Origin of the sequence: Nocardioides sp. dk884 (genome assembly GCF_009557055.1) — a bacterium.
Lineage (GTDB): Bacteria > Actinomycetota > Actinomycetes > Propionibacteriales > Nocardioidaceae > Nocardioides.
On record NZ_CP045649.1, the window covers coordinates 1,167,283 to 1,188,638 of the forward strand.

The 21,356-nt window shown below is 72.3% G+C and carries 21 protein-coding genes and 1 tRNA gene; 18 read left to right on the forward strand and 4 right to left on the reverse strand.

Annotated elements, in window-relative coordinates; genetic code table 11:
* Positions 1–17 precede the first annotated feature (17 nt).
* The 3 genes from GFH29_RS05720 (at position 18) to GFH29_RS05730 (ending at position 2,925) form a co-directional block, all read left to right on the forward strand.
* Positions 18–929, forward strand: coding sequence for an ArgP/LysG family DNA-binding transcriptional regulator (locus GFH29_RS05720; protein WP_153322448.1), 912 nt, complete (start codon positions 18–20; stop codon positions 927–929).
* Positions 930–990: 61 nt separating this feature from the next.
* Positions 991–1,824, forward strand: a complete 834-nt coding sequence (locus tag GFH29_RS05725; protein WP_153322449.1) for a TylF/MycF/NovP-related O-methyltransferase — start codon at positions 991–993, stop codon at positions 1,822–1,824.
* 180 nt (positions 1,825–2,004) lie between these two features.
* Positions 2,005–2,925, forward strand: coding sequence for a hypothetical protein (locus GFH29_RS05730; protein WP_153322450.1), 921 nt, complete (start codon positions 2,005–2,007; stop codon positions 2,923–2,925).
* Here GFH29_RS05730 and GFH29_RS05735 read toward each other — a convergent pair.
* A complete protein-coding gene (locus GFH29_RS05735; RefSeq protein ID WP_228387785.1) occupies positions 2,918–4,600 on the reverse strand; it encodes a sigma-54-dependent Fis family transcriptional regulator in 1,683 nt (560 codons plus the stop codon). The genes GFH29_RS05730 and GFH29_RS05735 overlap by 8 nt on opposite strands.
* A 109-nt stretch (positions 4,601–4,709) precedes the next feature.
* Between GFH29_RS05735 and GFH29_RS05740 the strand changes: the two genes are divergently transcribed.
* The 15 genes from GFH29_RS05740 to GFH29_RS05810 all read left to right on the forward strand — a co-directional run bounded on the left by GFH29_RS05740 (position 4,710) and on the right by GFH29_RS05810 (position 18,017).
* A complete protein-coding gene (locus GFH29_RS05740) occupies positions 4,710–6,347 on the forward strand; it encodes a methane monooxygenase (protein WP_153322451.1) in 1,638 nt (545 codons plus the stop codon).
* An 87-nt stretch (positions 6,348–6,434) separates the two neighbouring features.
* Entirely contained in the window at positions 6,435–7,484 is a 1,050-nt protein-coding gene (locus tag GFH29_RS05745; RefSeq protein ID WP_153322452.1) for an FAD-binding oxidoreductase, read from the forward strand.
* 70 nt (positions 7,485–7,554) lie between these two features.
* Positions 7,555–8,661, forward strand: coding sequence for an aromatic/alkene monooxygenase hydroxylase subunit beta (locus GFH29_RS05750; protein WP_153322453.1), 1,107 nt, complete (start codon positions 7,555–7,557; stop codon positions 8,659–8,661).
* 2 nt (positions 8,662–8,663) lie between these two features.
* Positions 8,664–9,002 (forward strand): propane 2-monooxygenase effector subunit MimD, encoded by a 339-nt coding sequence (gene mimD / locus GFH29_RS05755; protein ID WP_228387786.1) that lies wholly within the window; start codon positions 8,664–8,666, stop codon positions 9,000–9,002.
* A gap of 121 nt (positions 9,003–9,123) precedes the next feature.
* Positions 9,124–10,167, forward strand: coding sequence for an amidohydrolase family protein (locus tag GFH29_RS05760; protein ID WP_153322455.1), 1,044 nt, complete (start codon positions 9,124–9,126; stop codon positions 10,165–10,167).
* Entirely contained in the window at positions 10,164–10,928 is a 765-nt protein-coding gene (locus tag GFH29_RS05765; RefSeq protein ID WP_153322456.1) for an iron-sulfur cluster assembly protein, read from the forward strand. The genes GFH29_RS05760 and GFH29_RS05765 overlap by 4 nt, the downstream gene beginning before the upstream one ends.
* A complete protein-coding gene (locus GFH29_RS05770; protein WP_153322457.1) occupies positions 10,925–11,950 on the forward strand; it encodes an NAD(P)-dependent alcohol dehydrogenase in 1,026 nt (341 codons plus the stop codon). Before GFH29_RS05765 ends, GFH29_RS05770 begins: the two co-directional genes overlap by 4 nt.
* A 103-nt stretch (positions 11,951–12,053) precedes the next feature.
* Positions 12,054–13,703, forward strand: coding sequence for a chaperonin GroEL (gene groL / locus GFH29_RS05775; RefSeq protein WP_153322458.1), 1,650 nt, complete (start codon positions 12,054–12,056; stop codon positions 13,701–13,703).
* Positions 13,704–13,714: 11 nt separating this feature from the next.
* Positions 13,715–13,924 (forward strand): hypothetical protein, encoded by a 210-nt coding sequence (locus GFH29_RS05780; RefSeq protein ID WP_153322459.1) that lies wholly within the window; start codon positions 13,715–13,717, stop codon positions 13,922–13,924.
* A gap of 90 nt (positions 13,925–14,014) precedes the next feature.
* Complete coding sequence (locus tag GFH29_RS05785) at positions 14,015–14,770, forward strand: metal-dependent transcriptional regulator (RefSeq protein ID WP_153322460.1); 756 nt, start codon at positions 14,015–14,017, stop codon at positions 14,768–14,770.
* The gene (locus GFH29_RS05790) at positions 14,767–15,000 is read left to right on the forward strand and encodes a FeoA family protein (RefSeq protein WP_153322461.1); all 234 of its coding nucleotides are present in this window, start codon (positions 14,767–14,769) and stop codon (positions 14,998–15,000) included. Before GFH29_RS05785 ends, GFH29_RS05790 begins: the two co-directional genes overlap by 4 nt.
* Positions 14,997–15,830, forward strand: a complete 834-nt coding sequence (locus GFH29_RS05795) for a FeoB small GTPase domain-containing protein (protein ID WP_228387787.1) — start codon at positions 14,997–14,999, stop codon at positions 15,828–15,830. The genes GFH29_RS05790 and GFH29_RS05795 overlap by 4 nt, the downstream gene beginning before the upstream one ends.
* Positions 15,830–17,251 carry a nucleoside recognition domain-containing protein gene (locus GFH29_RS05800; protein WP_153322462.1) on the forward strand — a complete coding sequence of 474 codons (1,422 nt, stop codon included), beginning with the start codon at positions 15,830–15,832 and terminating at the stop codon, positions 17,249–17,251. The genes GFH29_RS05795 and GFH29_RS05800 overlap by 1 nt, the downstream gene beginning before the upstream one ends.
* 40 nt (positions 17,252–17,291) lie before the next feature.
* On the forward strand, positions 17,292–17,660 hold the full coding sequence (locus tag GFH29_RS05805) for a VOC family protein (protein WP_153322463.1): 369 nt from the start codon (positions 17,292–17,294) through the stop codon (positions 17,658–17,660).
* Between the two features lie 69 nt (positions 17,661–17,729).
* Positions 17,730–18,017: a pyrimidine/purine nucleoside phosphorylase gene (locus GFH29_RS05810; RefSeq protein WP_153322464.1), complete on the forward strand. Its 288-nt coding sequence runs from the start codon at positions 17,730–17,732 to the stop codon at positions 18,015–18,017.
* A gap of 10 nt (positions 18,018–18,027) precedes the next feature.
* Here GFH29_RS05810 and selB read toward each other — a convergent pair whose 3' ends face one another.
* The 3 genes from selB to GFH29_RS05825 form a co-directional block, all read right to left on the reverse strand.
* Positions 18,028–19,812: a selenocysteine-specific translation elongation factor gene (gene selB / locus GFH29_RS05815; RefSeq protein WP_153322465.1), complete on the reverse strand. Its 1,785-nt coding sequence runs from the start codon at positions 19,810–19,812 to the stop codon at positions 18,028–18,030.
* A gap of 2 nt (positions 19,813–19,814) precedes the next feature.
* A complete protein-coding gene (gene selA / locus GFH29_RS05820) occupies positions 19,815–21,152 on the reverse strand; it encodes an L-seryl-tRNA(Sec) selenium transferase (RefSeq protein WP_153322466.1) in 1,338 nt (445 codons plus the stop codon).
* Between the two features lie 33 nt (positions 21,153–21,185).
* Positions 21,186–21,280 (reverse strand) — tRNA-Sec (locus GFH29_RS05825).
* Between the last annotated feature and the right edge of the window lie 76 nt (positions 21,281–21,356).

Genomic DNA, 21,356 nt, shown 5'->3' on the forward strand with positions numbered 1-21,356 from the left:
CGGTGTTGACTGGGGCCATGCGCTTCGACCCGGCTCAGCTCGAGACCCTGACCGTCATCCTCGAGGAGGGGTCCTTCGAGGGGGCGGCCCGCCGACTGCACCTCACGCCCAGTGCGGTCAGCCAGCGGGTGCGCGCCCTGGAGCGCGCCGCGGGACAGGTGTTGGTGCGACGCACCTCGCCGGTCACCGTGGTGCCCGCCGGCGAGCCGCTCGTGCGTCTGGGCCGCCAGCTGCGGCTGCTCGCGGCGGAGGCGGCCGTGGCGCTCGGCGGGGACCCCGGCGCCGAGGAGGTGCTTGAGCTGTCGGTGGCGGTGAACGCCGACTCCCTCGCCACCTGGTTCCGCCCGGTGCTGGCGGCGGGCGCCGGGCGCGCCGCCACCGCGCTGCGCCTGCACGTCGAGGACGAGAGCTTCTCCCACGACCTGCTGCGTCGCGGCGAGGTGCTCGCGGCGGTGACCAGTGAGCCGCGGCCGGTGCAGGGCTGCTCGGTCGAGCCGCTCGGCCTGCTGCGCTACCGGGCGGCGAGCGCGCCGTGGCTGCTGGAGCGTCATCGCCGCGGCCGCGGGGTCGACTGGGGGGGGATGCCGCTGGTGGTCTTCAACGAGCGGGACCGGCTCCAAGACCAGGTCCTCGAGGGTCGCGGGTCGGCGCGGCCGGCCGTGGTGCACCGGGTGCCGAGCACGGCGGACTTCCTCGAGGCGATCCGGTGCGGTCTCGGCTGGGGCATGCTGCCCGAGCCCCAGCTCGCGCCGGCCGTCGCCGCAGGCGAGCTGGTGCGGCTGCCCGGTCCGGCGCCGGTCGACGTGGGGCTGCACTGGCAGCGCTGGCGCCTGGAGAGCGCGGCGCTGGACGCGTTGACCGGCGACGTACGACGGGCCGCCACGTCGCTGCGTCGGCCGCACGGCGTGGCTCTCGCCCCGGGGACCTGATCGGCCTCTAGGGTGACCGCGAGTCGGCCGATGTGGCGGGCATCACGATCGGGGGACGAGGATGAGCGAGGCTGGCAACGAGGGGGAGAGCGGGGCGACCCTCGTCGAGGGACCCGACACCGTCGAGGACCTGCAGCGCCGGGTGCGTCGGCTCCGACGCCGGCTCAAGACGGCCGAGTCCGAGGTGCGCCGCGTGCGCAGCGGGCTGAGCGAGGCCCGCCACGACCTCCCCGCGACGGTGGAGCGGACGATCGAGCAGGTCGTCGCGGAGCGGCTCTCCTTCCTCGGCGAGCACCACCTGCGCAACCTCGCGACGGTGGTGAGCGACCTTGAGCTGGCCGGCGTGCCCGGGATCATGATCGAGGCCGGGACCGCTCGCGGTGGCTCCGCGATCGTGATCGCCGCGGCCAAGGCCGCACAGCGCCCGCTGGTCGTCTACGACGTCTTCGACACCATCCCGGCGCCGGGCGAGCAGGACGGCGAGGACGTCCACGACCGCTACCGCACGATCGCCGCCGGCGAGGCCCGCGGCCTCGACGGGGAGGTCTACTACGGCTACCGCGAGGACCTGCACGCGGAGGTCCGCGAGTCCTTCGCCCGCCTGGGTGTCACGGTGGAGGAGCACGCGGTCGAGCTGGTCAAGGGGCTGTTCGAGGACACCGTCCATCCGCAGGGCCCGGTCGCGTTCGCGCACCTCGACGGCGACTGGTACGACTCGACCATGGTCTGCCTGGAGCGGATCGCACCCCGGCTCTCGGTCGGCGGTCGGCTGGTGATCGACGACTACTACAACTGGTCGGGCTGCCGGCGCGCCGTGGACGACTACTTCGAGGGCCGTCAGGGGTTCGAGCTGCGCGAGCGCGCCAAGCTGCACGTGGTCCGCACCACGCCGTGAGCGGACCTGAGGTCACCTGACTAGTCCGGTCGCCGGTGATCGGTGGTGGCGATACCGCGAATCGATGATGCCGTGCGGTCGTGGTCGCGCGGCGCACGCAAGCTGCGATGGAGTTTCGGCTCTTGCCCTCGGATTCGAGTCGCTTCTCGGTGCGCCGAACCGGAACGACCAGGAGTCCGCATGAACCCCACCCTGACCCGACTCGGCAACCGTGCCAAGCGCGAGGTCGTCCACCGGTTCCCGCCCGCGAGCTGGTACGCCGACGCGCGCCGGGCGGCCGCGGTCGAGCGGCACCGCCCGCTGCTTCCCGAGCTCGCGCCCGCCCAGCGCGCCCAGGTGCGGCTGCTGCAGGAGCACGGCTTCGTCGGCGCCCGCTGGGACCATCTCGGCCTGCCGGGGACCGAGGAGCTCAAGGCACTGCTGCTCCAGCTCGCCGGTCTGCTCGCCGACCAGTCGGCGCGGGGGAGGCACTCGGTGCTGCTCGGGCGCGATGAGACCCTCGAGGACATCCGGTTGTGGCAGTGGGGCCTGCGCCCGGAGGTGCTGGACCTGGTCGAGAACCACCTCGGCGTGCCGGTGCGCTACTTCGGCCCTCTCGTGCACCGCGAGGTCGCCGACGGGCGCACGGTGGACACCCGGCAGTGGCACCGTGACATCGAGGACATGCGGATGGTGAAGATGCTGGTCTGGCTCAACGACGTGGACGACGACGGCGGCCCGTTCACCTACATCCCGCGGCGTACCTCCGAGGCGGCCGCGCGCGAGCTGCGCTACGTCGGCGGGTTCGTGAGCGACGACCGGTTCGCCGAGGTGGTCGCGCCCTCGATCTGGCGGCGGGTGACCGGCCCGCAGTGGACAGCGGGGATGCCCGACACCGCGCGGATCTTCCACCGGGCCGCGCCCCCGGTGGCGCGCGACCGCTACTCGATGACCTTCACCTGGATGACGCGCCGCCCGCTCGCGACCATGCCGGCCCCGGCCTGGCGCCCCGACCAGGTGCGCCGCTGCGTCGCCGGCCTGGACTCCCGCCAGCGCCTCGCCCTGCCGCCGGCGATGCTGGCGGCGGAGGCGGGGCGCACGCGCCGGTCGCGGCTCAGGTGAGGATGCCGTAGTCGCGGATCTTGCGATAGATCGTCGCGCGGGACATGCCCAGCGACTCCGAGGCGGCCGCCTTGTCGCCGCCGTGGAGGTCGAGGGCCTCGATGATCGCGTCGCGCTCCAGGGTCTCCATCCGCGACAGGCTGCGCCGCGTGGTGGCCCGGCACTCCGCCGGCAGGTCCTCGAGCTCGACGACCCCGGAGCGACGGGTGCGCGCGAGAGTCAGGAGCGTGTGGCGCAGCTGGGCGATGTTGCCCGGCCACGGGTGGCGCATCAGCTGGTTCATCGCCGGTTTGGCGACCCGCAGGTCGGTGGCCCCGGCCCGGTCGAGCAGCAGGCGCACCAGCGCCGGCACGTCCTCGAGGTGGTGGCGCAGCGGCGGCACCGCGACGGTGCGGGGGAAGAAGTGCAGCAGGTGCAGGCGCACCTCGCCCTCCGTGTGCTCCTCGGACGTGGTCAGGGCGACCCACGGGTCCCGGGCCACCGAGCTGTCCTGGATGCGCTGGAGCACCTCGGTGAGCGCGTCGAGCTGCTCGGGGGACAGTCGGTGGGCATGGTGGAGGACCACGTCGTCGCCGCCCTCGAGCGCGGCGGCCGCCCGCTCGACGGGGTCGGCGTCGTCGTGGTCGGCGTCGATCACGCTCAGGTGTCGCTGGCGGGCCGCGTAGTCGTGGGTGGCGGTGAGCAGGGCCAGCTTGCCGACGCCGCTCTCGCCCTCGAGCACCACCCATTCGGAGCGGGTCACGGCGTCCAGGACCTCGCGGCAGACGTGGCGCCAGGCCAGGCCGGTGCCGGCCACCCCGGGCAGGCCGGGGGTGCGTGCCCCGATCGTCCGCGGTGTGCGCTGCTCGCGGATCTGCACGATGCCGCCGGCGAGCGCGTCCCCGACGTACGCCGGCTGGTAGGCCAGGCGCGCGGTGATCCCGCTGGGCAGGTCGGCGAGGATCGTGCACGGGTCCGCGCGCCCGATGGTCTCCCGGGTCTGGGCGAGCAGGGCGGCCTGGTCGCCCGCGTCGAAGTTCTGCTGCGCCAGGGCGTTCATCATGAAGATCTTCTCGCCCACCGCGACCACGGGTCCGCCGGAGTGCCGGCACGCCGCGTAGTAGCGGTTGAGCAGCGCACCGTCGAGCGCGTTGGCCTCCTCCAGGATCCGCTCCTGGATGCGTCGTGCGGTCAGCTTGGCGAACGACAGCAGCAGCGAGTTGGAGTTCTCCGCCTTGGTGGTGATGTCGATGACGCCCAGGGTCCGCCCGGTCACCGGGTGGGTGATCGGCACGCCCGCGCACGAGAACGGCCGCAGCAGGCCGGTGTAGTGCTCGTCGCCGTCGACGAGGATCGCGCCGCCGGTCTCCAGCGCGGTGCCGATGCCGTTGGTGCCGACCTCGGCCTCGGCGTAGCGGAACCCGGGGGCGAGCAGCACCGAGTCCAGCGCGCTGAGCAGGGCCGGGGCGCCCCCGCTGCGGTCCAGGACCACGCCGTGGGGGTCGGTGAGGATCAGGCAGGCCGGCTCGTCGGCGAGCTCGCTGGACAGCGTCGCCAGAACCGGGCGGGCCGCGCGCAGGAGCACCGACTCGGGGTCGCCTTGGTCGACGTACGCCGGTTGTGGGCGGTCGGCGTCGACGTGGGAGGCGCGCGAGCGCTGCCACGAGATGCGGATCGACGGGCGGACGGGAATCACGTTTCGTACGTTAGTGCGCCCTCATGTGACCTACGTCTCACAATGAGACAGATACCCAGGTTGCGGGCCTGTTTCATCAGTGCACTCCCGCCCCGACCTAGGAGGCACCATGAGCAGACAGAGCCTGACCAAGGCGCACGCGAAGATCAGCGAGCTGACCTGGGAGCCGACCTTCGCCACCCCGGCCACCCGCTTCGGCACCGACTACACCTTCGAGAAGGCCCCCAAGAAGGACCCGCTCAAGCAGATCATGCGCTCCTACTTCCCGATGGAGGAGGAGAAGGACAACCGGGTGTACGGCGCGATGGACGGCGCCATCCGCGGCAACATGTTCCGCCAGGTCCAGCAGCGCTGGCTGGAGTGGCAGAAGCTGTTCCTCTCGATCATCCCGTTCCCGGAGATCTCCGCGGCCCGGGCGATGCCGATGGCCATCGACGCGGTGCCCAACCCCGAGATCCACAACGGTCTCGCGGTGCAGATGATCGATGAGGTCCGGCACTCCACGATCCAGATGAACCTCAAGAAGCTGTACATGAACAACTACATCGACCCCGCCGGGTTCGACATGACCGAGAAGGCGTTCGCCAACAACTACGCCGGCACGATCGGTCGCCAGTTCGGCGAGGGGTTCATCACCGGCGACGCCATCACCGCGGCCAACGTCTACCTCACGGTCGTCGCCGAGACCGCGTTCACCAACACCCTCTTCGTCGCGATGCCCGACGAGGCCGCGGCCAACGGCGACTACCTCCTGCCGACGGTGTTCCACTCGGTGCAGTCCGATGAGTCACGCCACATCTCCAACGGCTACTCGATCCTGCTGATGGCGCTGGCCGACGAGCGCAACCGCCCGCTGCTCGAGCGCGACCTGCGCTACGCGTGGTGGAACAACCACTGCGTGGTGGACGCCGCGATCGGCACCTTCATCGAGTACGGCACCAAGGACCGCCGCAAGGACCGCGAGAGCTACGCGGAGATGTGGCGGCGCTGGATCTACGACGACTACTACCGCAGCTACCTGCTCCCGCTGGAGAAGTACGGCCTCACGATCCCGCACGACCTGGTCGAGGAGGCCTGGAACCGGATCGTCAACAAGGGCTACGTGCACGAGGTGGCGCGGTTCTTCGCGACCGGCTGGCCGGTGAACTACTGGCGCATCGACGCGATGACCGACACCGACTTCGAGTGGTTCGAGGAGAAGTACCCCGGCTGGTACTCCAAGTACGGCCGCTGGTGGGAGGCCTACAACCGGCTCGCCTACCCGGGCCGCAACAAGCCGATCGCCTTCGAGGACGTCGGCTACACCTACCCGCACCGCTGCTGGACCTGCATGGTGCCGGCCCTCATCCACGAGGACATGGTGACCGAGAAGGTCGACGACCAGTGGCGCACGTACTGCTCGGAGACCTGCTACTGGACCGACGCGGTGGCGTTCCGTCCCGAGTACGAGGGCCGTCCGACGCCCAACATGGGCCGGCTCACCGGGTTCCGCGAGTGGGAGACGCTGCACCACGACAAGGACCTGGCGGACATCATCTCCGACCTGGGCTACGTGCGTGACGACGGCCGGACCCTCATCCCGCAGCCGCACCTGGACCTCGACGACCCCAAGAAGATGTGGACCCTCGACGACGTCCGCGGCATCCAGTTCCAGAGCCCCAACGTGCTGCTGAACCAGATGAGCGACGCCGAGCGCGAGGCGCACCTCGCCGAGTACCGCCGCAACGGCACCCACGCCGTCACCTGAGCGGCCCCGGAGGTCGAGCGCGTCGAGACCCGACGAGCTCGACCTCCGGACCACCCGTGCAGACCACCGCGCACACCAGGAGCTCCCGTGCCCGACAAGCACCGCATCACCTTCGAGCCGGTCGACATCGAGATGGAGGTCGGTGAGGACGAGAAGATCCTCGACGCCGCCTTCCGCCAGGGCATCCACCTCATGCACGGCTGCCGTGAGGGGCAGTGCTCGGCGTGCAAGTCCTACATCCTCGACGGCGAGATCCAGATGGAGCGCTACTCGACGTTCGCCTGCAACGACGCCGAGGTCGACGAGGGCTACGTGCTGCTGTGCCGCGCCCACGCGTTCAGCGACTGCACCATCGAGCTGCTGAACTTCGACGAGGACGAGCTCCTGGGCGGGGTGCCCATCCAGCAGGTGCGGACCCGGATCAGCGCGATCGAGCCGGTGACCCGCGACATCGTGTCCCTGCGGCTCACCGCGATCGAGCCGGCGACGTACGACTTCAAGCCCGGGCAGTACGCCGACCTGACGGTCCCCGGGACCGAGGAGCACCGCTCGTTCTCGATGGCGACCACGACCTCGACGCCGGGTGAGGTGGAGTTCCTCATCAAGAAGTACCCCGGCGGGCGGTTCTCCGCGCTGCTCGACGACGGCCTCGCGGTCGGCGACGAGCTGGACCTGACCGGTCCCTACGGCTCCTTCACCCTCAAGGACGGCCACGCGCTGCCGGTGGTGTGCATCGGCGGCGGGGCCGGCATGGCGCCGATCCTCTCGCTGCTGCGCCACCTGCACGAGACCGGGAGCACCCGGCCGGTGCGGTTCTACTACGGGGCGCGGAGGGCCGAGGACGTCTTCTACGTCGACCTGATCACCACCCTCGGGGAGAAGCTGCGCGACTTCGAGTTCGTGGTGTGCCTCTCCGAGGCGATGCCCGAGGACCCCGCGGCGTACCCCTTCGTGGCCGAGCCCGGCAACGTCACCGAGGTCGTCGAGCGCCGCGAGGACGCGCTCGCCCGCACCGAGGTCTACCTGTGCGGCCCGCCGCCGATGGTCGACGCCGCGATGGTCTTCCTCGAGGCCCAGGGCGTGCCCGCGGACCAGGTCTTCCACGACTCCTTCACCAGCCCCACCACGGCGGACTGAGCCCGTCCCGTCCCAGCAGCCCGCGCAGCACCGACCCCGCACTCATCCCAGCCAGCCAACGGAGACAGACATGGCCGACATCAGCGACCAGAAGGAACGCAGCTTCCCCCGGATCGAGTTCACCGACTCCGAGGCCGGCGCCCTGACCTTCCCGAGCTCGAAGAGCCGGGCCTACAACTACTACAAGCCCGCCAAGCTGCGCGCGACGATGTATGAGGACGTCACGGTCGACGTGCAGCCCGACCCCGAGCGGCACCTCTCCCAGGGCTGGATCTACGGCTTCGCCGACGGACCCGGCGGCTACCCGAAGGAGTGGACCAAGGCACAGTCCTCGAACTGGCACGCCTTCCTCGACCCCAACGAGGAGTGGGAGCAGTCGATCTACCGCAACAACTCCGCGGTGGTCCACCAGGTCGAGCTGTGCCTGCGCAACGCCAAGCGGGCCCGCGTCTATGACTCCTGGAGCCCCTCGTGGCTGAAGTTCATCGAGCGCAACGTCGGGGCCTGGATGCACGCCGAGAACGGCCTCGCGCTGCACGTCTTCACCGCCGTCCAGCGCTCCGGCCCGACGAACATGATCAACACCGCGGTGGCCGTCAACGCGGCGCACAAGATGCGCTTCGCCCAGGACCTCGCGCTGTTCAACCTCGACCTCTCCGAGGCCGAGCGGCCCTTCGACGGCCAGGCCCACCGCGAGGTGTGGCAGTCGGCCCCGGAGTGGCAGCCGACCCGCGAGGTGGTCGAGCAGCTGACGGCGGTGGGGGACTGGTGCGAGCTGCTGTTCGCGACCAACATCGTCTTCGAGCAGCTCGTCGGCTCGCTCTTCCGCACCGAGCTGGTGATGCAGGTGGCGGCGCGCAACGGCGACTACATCACGCCCACGATCGTCGGCACCGGTGAGCACGACTACGACCGCGACCTGGGCTACACCCGGGCGCTGTACCGGATGCTCGCCCAGGACGAGACCTTCGGTGCGGCCAACAAGGAGCTGTTCGGCTCCTGGCTCGAGACCTGGGTGCCGCGCTGCCTCGGTGCGGCACGGGCGCTCCAGCCGATCTGGTCGCAGCCCGCCGAGAAGCCGGTGACCTTCGCGACCAGCCTGGCCAACGCCACCTCGAAGTTCGCCTCCCTGCTCGAGGACCTCGGGCTGGACATCCCGAAGGAGCTGGACCAATGACCATGCAATTCGGATCCGCCACGGAGTTCTCCAACAAGTGCGGGGTGACGCTGATGAACACCCCGACCGGCCGGGTGGTCGCGGAGGTGATGGGGGCCAAGGACGACGTCGAGTTGACCGAGTACCCCTCGATGATCCGCGTCGACGGCGTGAAGCTCCTCGAGTTCGACTACGCCGAGCTGACCGACGCCCTCGGCAGCGAGTTCGACGGGTCGGTGTTCGAGGAGATCAGCTCCACCCACTACGGCCGGATGGTCCACCTCGACGACAAGACGATGCTCTTCGCCAGTCCCGAGGACGCGGCGGAGTACATCGGCTTCGACCTGACCGCCAGCAGCTGAGCGCTGCCCTGCACGTCCCGTCCGGGGCCCCGGTCTGTGGCCCCGGGCGGGACTCCTACAGACCACCCACAGACCACCCGGCCACACAGGCCGCACAGACCGATCAGGAGAAGTGACAGCCATGTTCAGCAAGGACGGCCAGGACTACTACATCGTCGATGAGCACATCCACCTCTGGGACGGACGCGCGTCGAACCACAAGAACGTGCACGGCAAGCAGTTCATCGACTGCTTCTACGACTACCACCGCAACCTCAGCCCGGAGGAGGAGGTGTGGGACTACGACACCTACACCTACTACGGCGCCGAGCGGCTGATGAAGGACATCTTCGAGGACGGGTACGCCGACCACGCGATCTTCCAGGCGACGCTGCTGGGGGACTTCTACGTCAACAACTTCGGCCAGACAGAGGACGCCTTCGCGCTGGCCCAGCAGCACCCGGACCTGCTCACCTACAACCACGCCTACGACCCTCGCAACGAGGAGGCCGGCCTGGAGCAGCTGCGCCGTGACGCCGACCGCATGCAGCTCAAGGGCGTCAAGCTCTACACCGCGGAGTGGCACGGCGACTCGCGCGGCTACAAGCTCGACGACCCGTGGTCGAGGCGCTACCTCGAGGAGTGCATCAAGCTCGGGATCACCAACATCCACGTACACAAGGGCCCCACGATCCGGCCCTTGGACCGCGACGCCTTCGACGTCGCCGACGTCGACAAGGTGGCCACCGACTACCTCGACTTGAAGTTCATCGTCGAGCACGTCGGCCTGCCCCGCCTGGAGGACTTCTGCTGGATCGCCACCCAGGAGTCCAACGTCTTCGGCGGCCTCGCCGTGGCGATCCCGTTCATCCACACCCGGCCGCGGTACTTCGCCCAGATCATCGGCGAGCTCCTGTACTGGCTCGGCGAGGACAAGATCGTGTTCGCCAGCGACTACGCGCTGTGGACCCCGAAGTGGCTCATCGAGCGGTTCGTGGACTTCCAGATCCCCGAGGACATGACCGAGTACGCCCCGATCACGATCGAGCAGAAGAAGAAGATCCTCGGGCTCAACGCGGCCGCGCTCTACGACCTCGACGTGCCGGAGGCGCTGCGCCTGCCGACCTCCGCCGAGGACCCGGACGCCGAGGTGGCGGCCGGCGCGCAGGAGGCCGTGTCGTCATGACCGCCGCCGCCCTGCGGGTCGACGGTGCCCTGGAGTCCGCCGTCCTGGCGGCCCTGGGCACCGTCGTGGACCCCGAGCTGGACGAGCCGGTCACCGACCTCGGCTTCGTCCGCTCGATCGACATCGACGAGGCCGGGGTGAGCGTCCACCTGCGGCTGCCCACGTCGTTCTGCTCGCCCAACTTCGCCTACCTGATGGCCTCCGATGCCGTGGACGCACTGCGCGGCGTCCCCGGCATCGGGCAGGTGCGGGTGCTGCTCGACGACCACCACGACTCCGACAAGATCAATGCCGGGCTCGCGGCCGACGCCGGCTATCGCGGGACCTTCGGGGTCGAGGCCGAGGACAGCCTCGAGGAGCTGCGGCTGACCTTCCGGCGCAAGGCGCACACCGCGGCGATGGAGCGGTGCGTCGAGGAGCGGCTCACCCACACCGGGATGGCGGTCACCGACGTCTACCGGCTGCGCCTGCGCAACCTGCCCGAGGGCGCCCCCAAGGAGGCGCTGCTGCGCCGCCGGGCGGCGATCGGCCTGGCGACCGGCCCCGACGCGCAGGTCTTCGTCGACGACCGGGGCGTGCCGGTGCCGCCCGAGGAGATCCCGATGCGGCTGCGCTTCGCGACCTCGGTGCGGATCTCCATCGAGGGCAACGCCCACTTCTGCCGCGGGCTGCTGGCCACGCGGTACGCCGACGGCCCCGACGGGGGAGCCGACGGGAACGGCCTGGGCACCAGGATCACCAACACGAGGAGCGCGTCATGAAGGCAGTCCAGGTGGTCGGCTACCACACCAAGCTCCAGCTCGCCGACGTCGCGGAGCCCGAGCTGCGCACGCCGTACGACGTGATCGTGCGCATCGGCGGCGCGGGTGTGTGCCGCACCGACCTGCACATCCTGGAGGGGCAGTGGGAGGCCAAGAGCGGCGTCACGCTGCCCTACACGATCGGGCACGAGAACGCCGGCTGGGTGCACGCGGTCGGCGACGCGGTCACCAACGTCGCGGTCGGCGACAAGGTCATCGTGCACCCGCTGATCACCTGCGGGCTGTGCCGCGCGTGCCGCTTCGGCGACGACGTGCACTGCGAGAACAGCCAGTTCCCCGGCATCGACACCGACGGCGGGTACGCCGAGCTGCTGCGCACCAGCGCCCGCAGCGTGGTCCGCATCGACGACTCCCTGGAGCCCGCCGACGTGGCCGCGCTCGCGGATGCCGGCCTCACGGCGTACCACGCGGTCGCGAAGGCGGCGCGCACGCTGCGGCCCGGGGACGTCTGCGTGATGATCGGCGCCGGCGGGCTCGGCCACATCGGCATCCAGGTGCTCAAGGCCATCTCGGCGGCGACCCTGGTGGTCGTCGACCGCAACCAGGCCGCGCTCGACCTGGCGCGCGAGATCGGTGCCGACGTGACCTTCCTGGCCGACGGCAGCCACGTCGACCGGGTGCTGGAGCTGACCGGCGGCAACGGCGCCGAGGCGGTCGTCGACTTCGTCGGCGAGGGCGGGGCGACCGCGGAGGGCGTGGCGATGCTGCGCCGGGCCGGCAGCTACTTCGTCGTGGGCTACGGGGAGAACATCGACGTCGCGACCATCGACGTCATCTCCACCGAGATCAGCTTCATCGGCAACCTCGTCGGCTCCTACAACGACCTGCAGGAGCTCATGGTCCTCGCCGCCCAGGGCGCGGTCACCCTGCACACCACGAAGTACCCGCTCGAGGACTTCCAGCGCGCGCTCGACGACCTCGACAACGGCCTGGTCCGGGGGCGGGCGATCCTCGTCCCCTGACGGCCACCGGCACGACCCGGCACGACCCAGCAGCACCCGGCAGCACCCAGCAGCACTCAGGCACCACCCACAGACCACAGATGCACGTGAAGGGTTGCTCGACATGGCCAAGGAACTGCAGTTCAACGACAACGCACGACGCCTCCTCGAGTCCGGCGTCAACGCGCTGGCCGACGCGGTGAAGGTGACGCTGGGCCCGAAGGGGCGCAACGCCGTGCTGGAGAAGCTCACCGGCCCACCCACCATCACCAACGACGGCGTCACCATCGCCCGCGAGATCCAGCTGCGCGAGCCGTTCGCCAACATGGGCGCCCAGCTGGTCAAGGAGGTCGCGATGAAGACCAACGGCGTGGTGGGCGACGGCACCACCACCGCCACGGTCCTCGCCCAGGCGATGGTCCGGGAGGGGATGCGGGCCGTCGAGGCCGGCGCCAACCCGATGCGGGTGCGCCGCGGCATCGAGCGCACCGTGCCGATCCTGGTGGAGACCCTGGCCGGGCTCGCGACGGAGGTCTCCGAGCGTGAGGACCTCGAGCGGATCGGCACCCTGGCCGCCAGCGACGACGAGGCGATCGGCGCGGTCGTCGCCGAGGCGGTCCACCGGGTGGGGCGCACCGGCGTGGTCACCACCGAGGAGTCCGACACCCTCGGGCTGTCGGTGGAGGTGGTCGACGGCATCGAGTTCGACCACGGGTTCATCTCGGGCTACATGGTCACCGACCCCGCGCGGATGGAGACCGTCTATGACAACCCGGTGATCCTGCTGACCAACAAGAAGATCAGCAAGGTGCAGGACATCATGCCGACCCTCGAGGCGGCCAAGCGTGCGGACCGCCCGCTGGTGGTCCTCGCCGAGGACGTCGACGGCCCGGCCCTGCAGCTGCTGGTCGGCGGCAACATGCACCACACGATGCAGTCGGTCGTGGTCCGCGCCCCCGGGTTCGGGCACCGGCGCATCGCCGAGCTGGAGGATCTCGCGATCGCGCTCGGCGGGCGCGTCATCGCCACCGACACCGCCCTGGACCTCAGCGAGGTCTCCGTGGAGCACCTCGGGTCGTGCGACCGGATCTCGATCACCGAGCACGCCACCACGATCGTGGGTGGGCACGGCGAGAAGGCGATGCTGGACGCCCGGATCTCCCAGCTCGAGGGACAGCTGCTGCGCGCGCGCATCGACGCCGACCAGGACGCCCTCCAGCTGCGCCTGGCCCGGCTTGCCGGCACGGTCGCGGTGGTCAAGGTCGGTGGCGCCACCAGCGTCGAGCTCAAGGAGCGGATGCTGCGGGTCGAGGACGCGCTGGCGGCCACCCGCGCCGCCCTCGAGGAGGGTGTCGTCCCCGGCGGCGGGGCCGCCCTGGTCCACGCCCAGGACGCGGTGTCGCGGGTCGAGCTGACCGGCGACGAGGCGGTCGGGCGCGAGATCGTGCGCCGTGCGCTCGCCGAGCCGCTGCGCTGGATCGCGATCAACGCCGGCTACGACGGCGAGGAGGTGATCGAGGTGGTCGCGCGGATGCCGTTCGGGCACGGCTTCAACGCGCTCAGCGGTGAGTACGGCGACCTGGTCGCCGACGGCGTCATCGACCCGCTCAAGGTGACCCGGGCGGCGCTGGAGAGCGCGGCCTCGATCGCCGCGCTGCTCATCACCACCGAGACGGCGGTCGTCGAGGAGGTGCTGGGCAATCCCGGCGCGATCATGGCGCCCGGGTTCGGCGACCTGGCCGAGGGCATGGTGCGGCCCTCGAACATCTACTAGGCGAGCCGGCCGTGGACCCCGCTACCTGGCTGGTCGTGGAGGGCCTCCTGATCGGGGGCCTCGTGGCGCTGCGAAGCGTCTGCGTCCACCTCGTCGACCTGGGCTCGGTGCCCCGGTGCGTCCACGGCCGGATCCAGCTGACCGGCCGGCTGGCGCCGTGGTTCGCGGCGGCCGCCGCGGCCATGGTCCTCACCGGGCTGGCCCTGATGACGACCACGTGACCCTCCTCCTCGCCGAGTCGGCGCCGACTCGGCGAGGAGGCTTCTCAAATTGCGACAGAGCGGCAGATGAGGGCTCTCTAATGTCGGTCCATGACGACGACAGGGACCACTTCCGGGGCTCCCGCGACCACGACCGGGACACTGCGGGCGGGGTGCGGGGAGTGCCGCGGCATCGAGCTGACCGAGACCGTCGAGGACTACCTCAAGGCGGTCTTCACCCTCACCGCGCGCGGTGAGAGCGCCAGCACCTCGGGCATCGCGGCCCGGCTCGCGGTCGCGCCGCCCACGGTGAGCGCGATGCTTCACCGGCTCTGCGACGGCGGGCTGGTGGAGCGCGCCGGGTGGGGCCGGGTGGTGCTGACCGGGCACGGGGAGGTCCACGCGCACGCCGTCGTACGACGCCACCGGCTGCTGGAGACCTTCCTGCACCAGGTGCTCGGTGTGCCCTGGGATGAGCTGCACGCCGATGCCGAGGTCCTCGAGCACCACCTCAGCGGCCGGCTCGAGGCGCTGATCGACGCGGCGCTGGGCTTCCCGGACCGAGACCCCCACGGCGATCCGATCCCGCGGGCGTCGAGCACCCACCAGGAGCACGGCGAGACCCCGCTGGCCGACAGCGCGCCGGGTGAGGACTTCCTGGTCCAGCGGGTCTACGACGCCGACAGCGCGGCGCTGCGCCACCTCGCCGACCTCGGGATCGGCCCCGGGGTCCGGCTCCGGGTGGGGGAGCGCCCGTCCCCGGCCGGGCCGATGCGGGTGCAGGTGGGCGAGCACGAGCGGGTGCTCAGCTGTGCGGTGGTCAACCTGATCCACGGCCGGGTCGAGGGACCGGAGGCCCACGCATGACGCTCGACGAGGTGCCGCGTGCGGCCCGTGCCGTCGTCACCCGCATCGACGCCCGAGGACCGGAGCGGCGCCGGCTGATGGACCTCGGCGTGCTGCCCGGCGCGGTCCTGGTGGCCGAGGGCACCAGCCCGCTCGGTGACCCGACGGCCTACCTGGTGCGGGGCACCGTGATCGCGCTGCGTCGCGCCCAGGCCCGTCGCATCCACGTCCAGAGCCCGCGCGAGCGATGAGCGCCGACCTGCCGATGCCGTCGTCGGGGGCCCGGCCGACGCCGGGACACGACTGCGGCTCCTGCGTGGCGCACCCCGGCGCGGCCGTGTCCCGGATCGGGGCGCCCCCCGGCGACTGCGACGCGGTGGTCGCCCTCGCCGGCAACCCCAACACCGGCAAGAGCACGGTGTTCAACGCCCTGACCGGGCTGCGCCAGCACGTCGGGAACTGGCCGGGCACCACCGTCGCCCGGGCCGAGGGCGCCTGCGCCGTGGCCGGGCGGACCTACCGCGTCGTCGACCTGCCGGGCTGCTACTCGCTGCTGTCGATCAGCCGCGACGAGGACGTGGCCCGCGACTTCCTGGTCTTCGGCGACCCCGACGTGGTCGTGGTCGTGGTCGACGCCACCCGCCTGGCGCGCAACCTCAACCTGGTGCTCCAGGTCCTCCAGGTGACCGGCCGGGTGGTGGTCGCGCTCAACCTCATGGACGAGGCCCGCCGCCACGGTCTGGGGATCGACGTCCGACACCTCACGCGCGAGCTCGGGGTGCCCGTCGTACCCATGGCCGCGCGTCGTGGGGAGGGCGTCGCCGCGCTGCTGGAGGAGGTGGCCGCCGTCGCCTCAGGGGTACGCCGGGTGCCGCGGCCCCGGCCGAGTGCCGGGCTGCCGCCCGGCACGGCACGGGCCGTGCGGGAGCTGGCCGCGCTGCTGACCGCGGAGTATCCCGGGCTCCCCAACGCGCCGTGGGTGGCGCTGCGCCTGCTCGAGGGCGACCGCGGCACGGAGGCGGCGCTGCGCGACGGGACGCTGGCCGGACTGGTCCGCGCGCAGGCGGCGCGGAGCGCGTGATGAGGACCGCGGCGATCCTCGACGCCGCGGCCCGGCTGCGCCGTGAGCTGCCTGAGGACTTCGGCGACGACGTGGTCGCCGGGATCTACGCCGACGCCGACCGGATCACCCGCCGCTCGGTGACCGGGCGCGCGGGAGAGGACGTCGGCGCCCGCCCGCTGCTCGACCAGCGCCTCGACCGGGTGCTGACCCACCGGGTGTGGGGCTTCGTCGCGATGGGGCTGCTGTTCTATGCGGTCTTCTGGTTCACGATCGCCGGGGCCGCGGTGCCCTCCGACCTGCTCTACTCGTTGCTCGTCGACAGCGGCCACGGCTGGCTGCGCGACGGCTTCGTCGCGGCGGGCGCGCCGTGGTGGCTCACCGGCGTGCTCGTCGACGGCGCCTACCTGGGTACGGCGTGGGTGGTCGCGGTGATGCTGCCGCCGATGGCGATCTTCTTCCCGCTGTTCACGCTGCTGGAGGACTTCGGCTACCTGCCGCGGGTCGCCTTCAACCTCGACCGGGTCTTCGCCCGCGCCGGGGCGCACGGCAAGCAGTCGCTCACGATGATGATGGGCTTCGGCTGCAACGCGGCGGGGGTGACGGCCACCCGCATCATCGACAGCCCGCGCGAGCGGCTGATCGCCATCGTGACCAACAACTTCAGCGTGTGCAACGGGCGCTGGCCGACGCTGATCTTGATGGGCACGATCTTCGTCGGCGCCGCGGCTCCGCCGGCGCTCGCGGGGCTGCTGGCCGCGGGGAGCGTCGTCGTGGTGGCGCTGCTGGGAATCCTCTCCACGCTCGTCGTCTCCTGGACGCTCTCGCGCACGGTGCTGCGCGGCGAGGTCTCGGTGTACTCCATGGAGCTTCCGCCGTACCGCCCCCCGCGGCTGTGGCGCACCGTCTGGACGAGCCTGGTCGACCGCACCTTCAAGGTGCTGCGCCGGGCGCTGGTGATGGCCGCTCCCGCCGGGGTGGTGATCTGGCTGCTCGGCAACGTGACGGTGGGCGGGGCGAGCCTGGCCGCGCACCTCGTCGACGCTCTCGGCCCGGTCGGGTGGGTGCTCGGGCTCAACGGGGTGATCCTGGTGGCCTACCTGGTGGCGGTGCCGGCCAACGAGATCGTGATCCCGACGGTCCTGATGCTGACCTTGACCCTCGACCCGGCGCTGGCGGCGGGCGCCGCGCCCGGGGTGATGCTCGACCTGCCGGATGCCCAGGCCGGGACGGTGCTGGTGGAGGTGGGCGGCTGGACGCTGCTCACGGCCGTCAACCTCATGCTGTTCAGCCTGCTGCACAACCCCTGCAGCACCACGGTGCTGACGATCTGGCGCGAGACCGGCTCGCTGCGCTGGACAGCGGTCGCCACGCTCCTCCCGCTGCTCCTGGCCTGCGGGGTCACCGCGACCACCGCGGCGCTCTGGCGGGCGGTGGGCTGAACCGGTTGAGGTGTGGCTCACACGCGGGCATGGTGGGGCCATGAGCAACCACGTCACCGAGCTGATCGCCTTCACCATCGACACCTCCGACGCGGGGCGGCTCGCGCAGTTCTACGCCGACCTCACCGGTGGCGAGGTCACGGGCGTCTATCCCGAGTACGGCTACGCGCAGGCGTCCGTGCTCGGCTCCACGCTGAACTTCCAGACGGTGGAGGGCTACACCCGCCCGCAGTGGCCCGGCCAGGACCAGCCCCAGCAGTACCACCTCGACCTGCGGGTCACCGACCTCGAGGGGGCCAGCGACCATGCCCGGTCCCTGGGCGCGAGCGTGGCCGAGGAGCAGCCGGAGGGGGCCACCTGGCGGGTCATGCTCGACCCGGACGGGCACCCGTTCTGCCTGTGCCCGTGACCCAGGTGTCGACGCGGCGACGGTGAGACGCGGCGCGAGGAGCCCGGTCTGGTCCGGCAGGCTGGCGCCATGACGATCTCTCACAACTCCTACTTCGACGACGGCGTGCAGAGCCTGGGCTTCGACGCGGCCTCCGGCCCGGTCAGCTTCGGCGTGATGGCGCCGGGTGAGTACCACTTCGGCACCGACGCCCCCGAGCGGATGAGCGTGCTCGAGGGCGAGCTGCTCGTGCGCATCGACGGCAGCGCCGACTGGCTGATGTACGGCTCCGGCACGTCCTTCGACGTCCCCGGCGCGAGCGGCTTCGACGTGCGCGTGGTGGCGCCGGCGGCGTACCGCTGCGACTACCTGGGCTGAGCCCCCGGCCTCACCGGGGCCCGACGACCTCGCGCCGGTCGTCGGGCAGGCGCCGGGTGAGGCCGGCGCGGTCGAGGTGGTCCAGCAGCGGCAGCGCCACCCGACGGCTGGTGCCGAGGTGCTGGCGGGCCTCGCTGGTGGTGAACGGCTGGGGGAGCGCCGCCAGCAGCCGCGCGGCCTCCCGGTCGGCGCCGGGCAGCAGCACGATCCCCGGCGCGGCCCGCAGCAGCAGCCCGGCCTTCGCCGCCGCCGCCTCGCGGCGCGGGTCGAGCCCGAGCTCGCGCAGCCGGTCTGCGCTCGGTGCGGCGTACGGCGCGGCGGCGAGGTCGCGCCGGATCGCGGCCACGGCGCGCTCGACCTCCGGGGGCAGCGCGGGCGCCGCGGCCGCGGAGACCACCCGGCCGCCGCGCACCTGCAGGGGCGGGGCGAGGACCGCGGCCACGACCTCCGGCGACGGCGCCCCGAGACGCTCGGCCAGCGCCGTGAGCGGTACGCCGGGGTCCAGCGGGCGGGCCCGGTCGTGCTCGGCGACCAGTGCGGCGACCCGCCGCGCCAGGGCACCCGCGGCCCGGTTGCCGACCAGCCAGTGACCGGCCGCGAGGATCCCCGGCGGCAGCGGATCGGTGGGCGGCACCCCGAGGCGGGTGAGCACCCGGACGTCGGCGATCCCGCGCCGCTCGACCTCCGCGCGCAGGTCGGGCTCCCCGTCCCAGCCGGTGCCGGCCCAGGACGTCGTCAGCGCCTGCGCGCGCCGGGCGGCGGCGCCGCGGCGGCGCAGCGCCGGGGGAGCGGGGTCGAGCACCCGCAGGCCCCAGATGCGGCGGCTGCCGGGGTCACGCAGCAGCGCGCGGTCCCCGACGCGCAGCGGCAGCGGCCGGTCCAGGGTGAGCCGCACCAGGTCGTCGGCGAGCGGGCGCACCCGCGCGGTCAGCGACGCCGCGCCGACGTGCAGCTGGGGCCGGGCGGGCAGGGCATCGATGTCGCCGGTGACCCGGACGTCGACGGTGTCGGTCGGCTGCCAGCGCCCCGGAGTGACGAGCACGCTGCCGCGGTCGACCTCGTCAAGGCCGTCGCCGACCAGGTTGAGCGCGACCCGGGCGACGCCGTGCGCCGACTCGACCGGTGCACCGAGCGCCTGTACGCCGCGCACCCGGGCGCGCACCCCGTCGACCTCGACCTCGTCGCCCGGGGCCACGGTGCCGCCGGGCAGGGTCCCGGTGACGACGGTGCCGGCGCCGCGGACGGTGAAGCGGCGGTCCACCCACAGCCGCACGTCGGCGCCCGGGTCGGGGGCGGGCAGGTCGGCGACCATCCGGGTCAGCTGGGCGCGCAGCTCCTCGAGGCCGGCGCCGGTGCGCGCGGAGACCGCGACGACCGGCGCGCCGCGCAGCGAGGTACGGGCCAGCTCCGCCGTCACCCGCTCGGTCGCCGGGCCGGGATCGGCGAGGTCGCTGCGGGTCACCGCCGCGACGCCGTGGCGCACCCCGAGCGCGTCCAGCGCGGCGAGGTGCTCGGCGGCCTGTGGCATCCACGGGTCGTCGGCGGCCACGACCAGCAGCACCGCCGGCACTGGCCCGATCCCGGCGAGCATCGTGGGGACGAACCGCTCGTGCCCGGGCACGTCGACGAACGCGACCTCGCCGACCTCGGGCAGCGTGGTCCACACATAGCCGAGCTCGATCGACAGCCCGCGCCGACGCTCCTCCTCGAGGCGGTCCGAGTGCATCCCGGTCAGCGCGTCGACCAGCGTGGTCTTGCCGTGGTCGACGTGCCCGGCGGTGGCCACGACGTGCATGCTCAGGCCTCCTCGCCCGGTTGCGCGAGGTGCGATCCGGCGGCGTACGCCGCACGTCGTACGGCGTCGAGCAGGGCGTCCTCGTCGCACGGGTCGACCGCCACCAGGTCGAGCAGCAGCCGCCCGGACTCCACGCGCCCCACGACCGGCAGCGCGGGGTCCAGGCGCAGCGGGACCTCGAGCGCGACCGGCAGCGAGAGCGCCGCACTGGGGAGCGTGACGCCCGGGGCGCCGCCGCCGCCGACGGCGGCCTCGCTGGGGACCGCGGCAGCCTCGAGGTGCGGGAGGTCGGCCAAGGCAACGGCGAGGGCAGCCGCCCGCTCGCGCAGCACCGCAGCGCTCGTGCCGAGCGCGCGGGCCACCGGCGGCGTCGGCCCGGCGAGCGTGGCCTCGAGCGCGGCCAGGGTGAGCTTGTCGACGCGCAGCGCGCGGGCGAACGGGTGCCGGCGCAGCTGCTCGACCAGCTCCGCGCGCCCGAGCATCAGCCCGCACTGCGGGCCGCCGAGCAACTTGTCGCCGGAGGCGGTGACCAGGTCGGCGCCCTCACGCAGCACGGCGGCGGCGCTCGGCTCGTCGGGCAGGCGGGGATGCGGCTCGAGCAGCCCGGAGCCGATGTCGACCACGACCGGCGAGCCCAGCGTGGCCAGCTCGCGCACCGAGACGCTGGAGGTGAAGCCGGAGACCACGAAGTTGGAGGGGTGCACCTTGAGCACGAACGCGGTCCGGTCGCTCAGGGCGGCGGCGTAGTCGGCGAGCCGCACCCGGTTGGTCGTGCCGACCTCGCGCAGCTGTGCGCCGACCGACTCCAGCAGCTCGGGGATCCGGAAGCCGTCGCCGATCTCCACCAGCTCGCCACGGGCGATGACCACCTCGCGGCCGGTGGCGAGCGCGCAGGTGACCAGGGCGAGCGCGGCGGCGCCGTTGTTGACCACGTGCACGCCGCCGGCGTCGGGCACCGCGGCGGCCAGCGCCGCCATCGCGGAGCGTCCCCGGCGTCCCCGGCGCCCGGTGGTCAGGTCCAGCTCGACGTCGGTGGCTCCGGCGGCCACGCCGATCGCCTCGACCGCGGCGGGGGACAGGGGCGCGCGGCCCAGGTTGGTGTGCACGACGACCCCGGTGGCGTTGACGACCCGGCGCAGCGCGCTCGCCGAGGCGGGCAGCGCGGCGTACGCGGCGTCGGCGACGTCCTCGGGAGCGACCTCGCCGGCCCGGCAGCGCCGCAGCGTCTCCACGACTGTCTGCTTCACCAGTGCGGGGCCCAGGCGCTCCGCGGCCTCGCGCAGCCGGGGGTCGGCCAGCACGCGGTCGGTGCGCGGTGTCGCGCGGCGGGGGTCCTGCATCCACGTCCTCCGCTCTGTGCGACTCCTCGACGTTGGCGGAGGCGGACGGGAATCGAACCCGCCTGACCGAGGTGCTCGGCCACAACGGTTTTGAGGACCGCGCCCGTCACCAGACGAGAAACGCCTCCCCGCAACGTCGCTGGTCACCCTAGGACATCGACCCCCATAAGCCGATCCTGGCCTCGGTCGAGGGTGGCCGGGCTC

Coding starts and splice junctions, on each gene's coding strand:
- GFH29_RS05720 (WP_153322448.1), top strand. CDS start 18: ATGCGCTTCGACCCGGCTCAGCTCGAGACCCTGACCGTCATCCTCGAG.
- GFH29_RS05725 (WP_153322449.1), top strand. CDS start 991: ATGAGCGAGGCTGGCAACGAGGGGGAGAGCGGGGCGACCCTCGTCGAG.
- GFH29_RS05730 (WP_153322450.1), top strand. CDS start 2,005: ATGAACCCCACCCTGACCCGACTCGGCAACCGTGCCAAGCGCGAGGTC.
- GFH29_RS05740 (WP_153322451.1), top strand. CDS start 4,710: ATGAGCAGACAGAGCCTGACCAAGGCGCACGCGAAGATCAGCGAGCTG.
- GFH29_RS05750 (WP_153322453.1), top strand. CDS start 7,555: ATGGCCGACATCAGCGACCAGAAGGAACGCAGCTTCCCCCGGATCGAG.
- mimD (WP_228387786.1), top strand. CDS start 8,664: ATGCAATTCGGATCCGCCACGGAGTTCTCCAACAAGTGCGGGGTGACG.
- GFH29_RS05760 (WP_153322455.1), top strand. CDS start 9,124: ATGTTCAGCAAGGACGGCCAGGACTACTACATCGTCGATGAGCACATC.
- GFH29_RS05765 (WP_153322456.1), top strand. CDS start 10,164: ATGACCGCCGCCGCCCTGCGGGTCGACGGTGCCCTGGAGTCCGCCGTC.
- GFH29_RS05770 (WP_153322457.1), top strand. CDS start 10,925: ATGAAGGCAGTCCAGGTGGTCGGCTACCACACCAAGCTCCAGCTCGCC.
- groL (WP_153322458.1), top strand. CDS start 12,054: ATGGCCAAGGAACTGCAGTTCAACGACAACGCACGACGCCTCCTCGAG.
- GFH29_RS05785 (WP_153322460.1), top strand. CDS start 14,015: ATGACGACGACAGGGACCACTTCCGGGGCTCCCGCGACCACGACCGGG.
- GFH29_RS05790 (WP_153322461.1), top strand. CDS start 14,767: ATGACGCTCGACGAGGTGCCGCGTGCGGCCCGTGCCGTCGTCACCCGC.
- GFH29_RS05795 (WP_228387787.1), top strand. CDS start 14,997: ATGAGCGCCGACCTGCCGATGCCGTCGTCGGGGGCCCGGCCGACGCCG.
- GFH29_RS05800 (WP_153322462.1), top strand. CDS start 15,830: ATGAGGACCGCGGCGATCCTCGACGCCGCGGCCCGGCTGCGCCGTGAG.
- GFH29_RS05805 (WP_153322463.1), top strand. CDS start 17,292: ATGAGCAACCACGTCACCGAGCTGATCGCCTTCACCATCGACACCTCC.
- GFH29_RS05810 (WP_153322464.1), top strand. CDS start 17,730: ATGACGATCTCTCACAACTCCTACTTCGACGACGGCGTGCAGAGCCTG.
- selB (WP_153322465.1), bottom strand. CDS start 19,812: ATGCACGTCGTGGCCACCGCCGGGCACGTCGACCACGGCAAGACCACG.
- selA (WP_153322466.1), bottom strand. CDS start 21,152: ATGCAGGACCCCCGCCGCGCGACACCGCGCACCGACCGCGTGCTGGCC.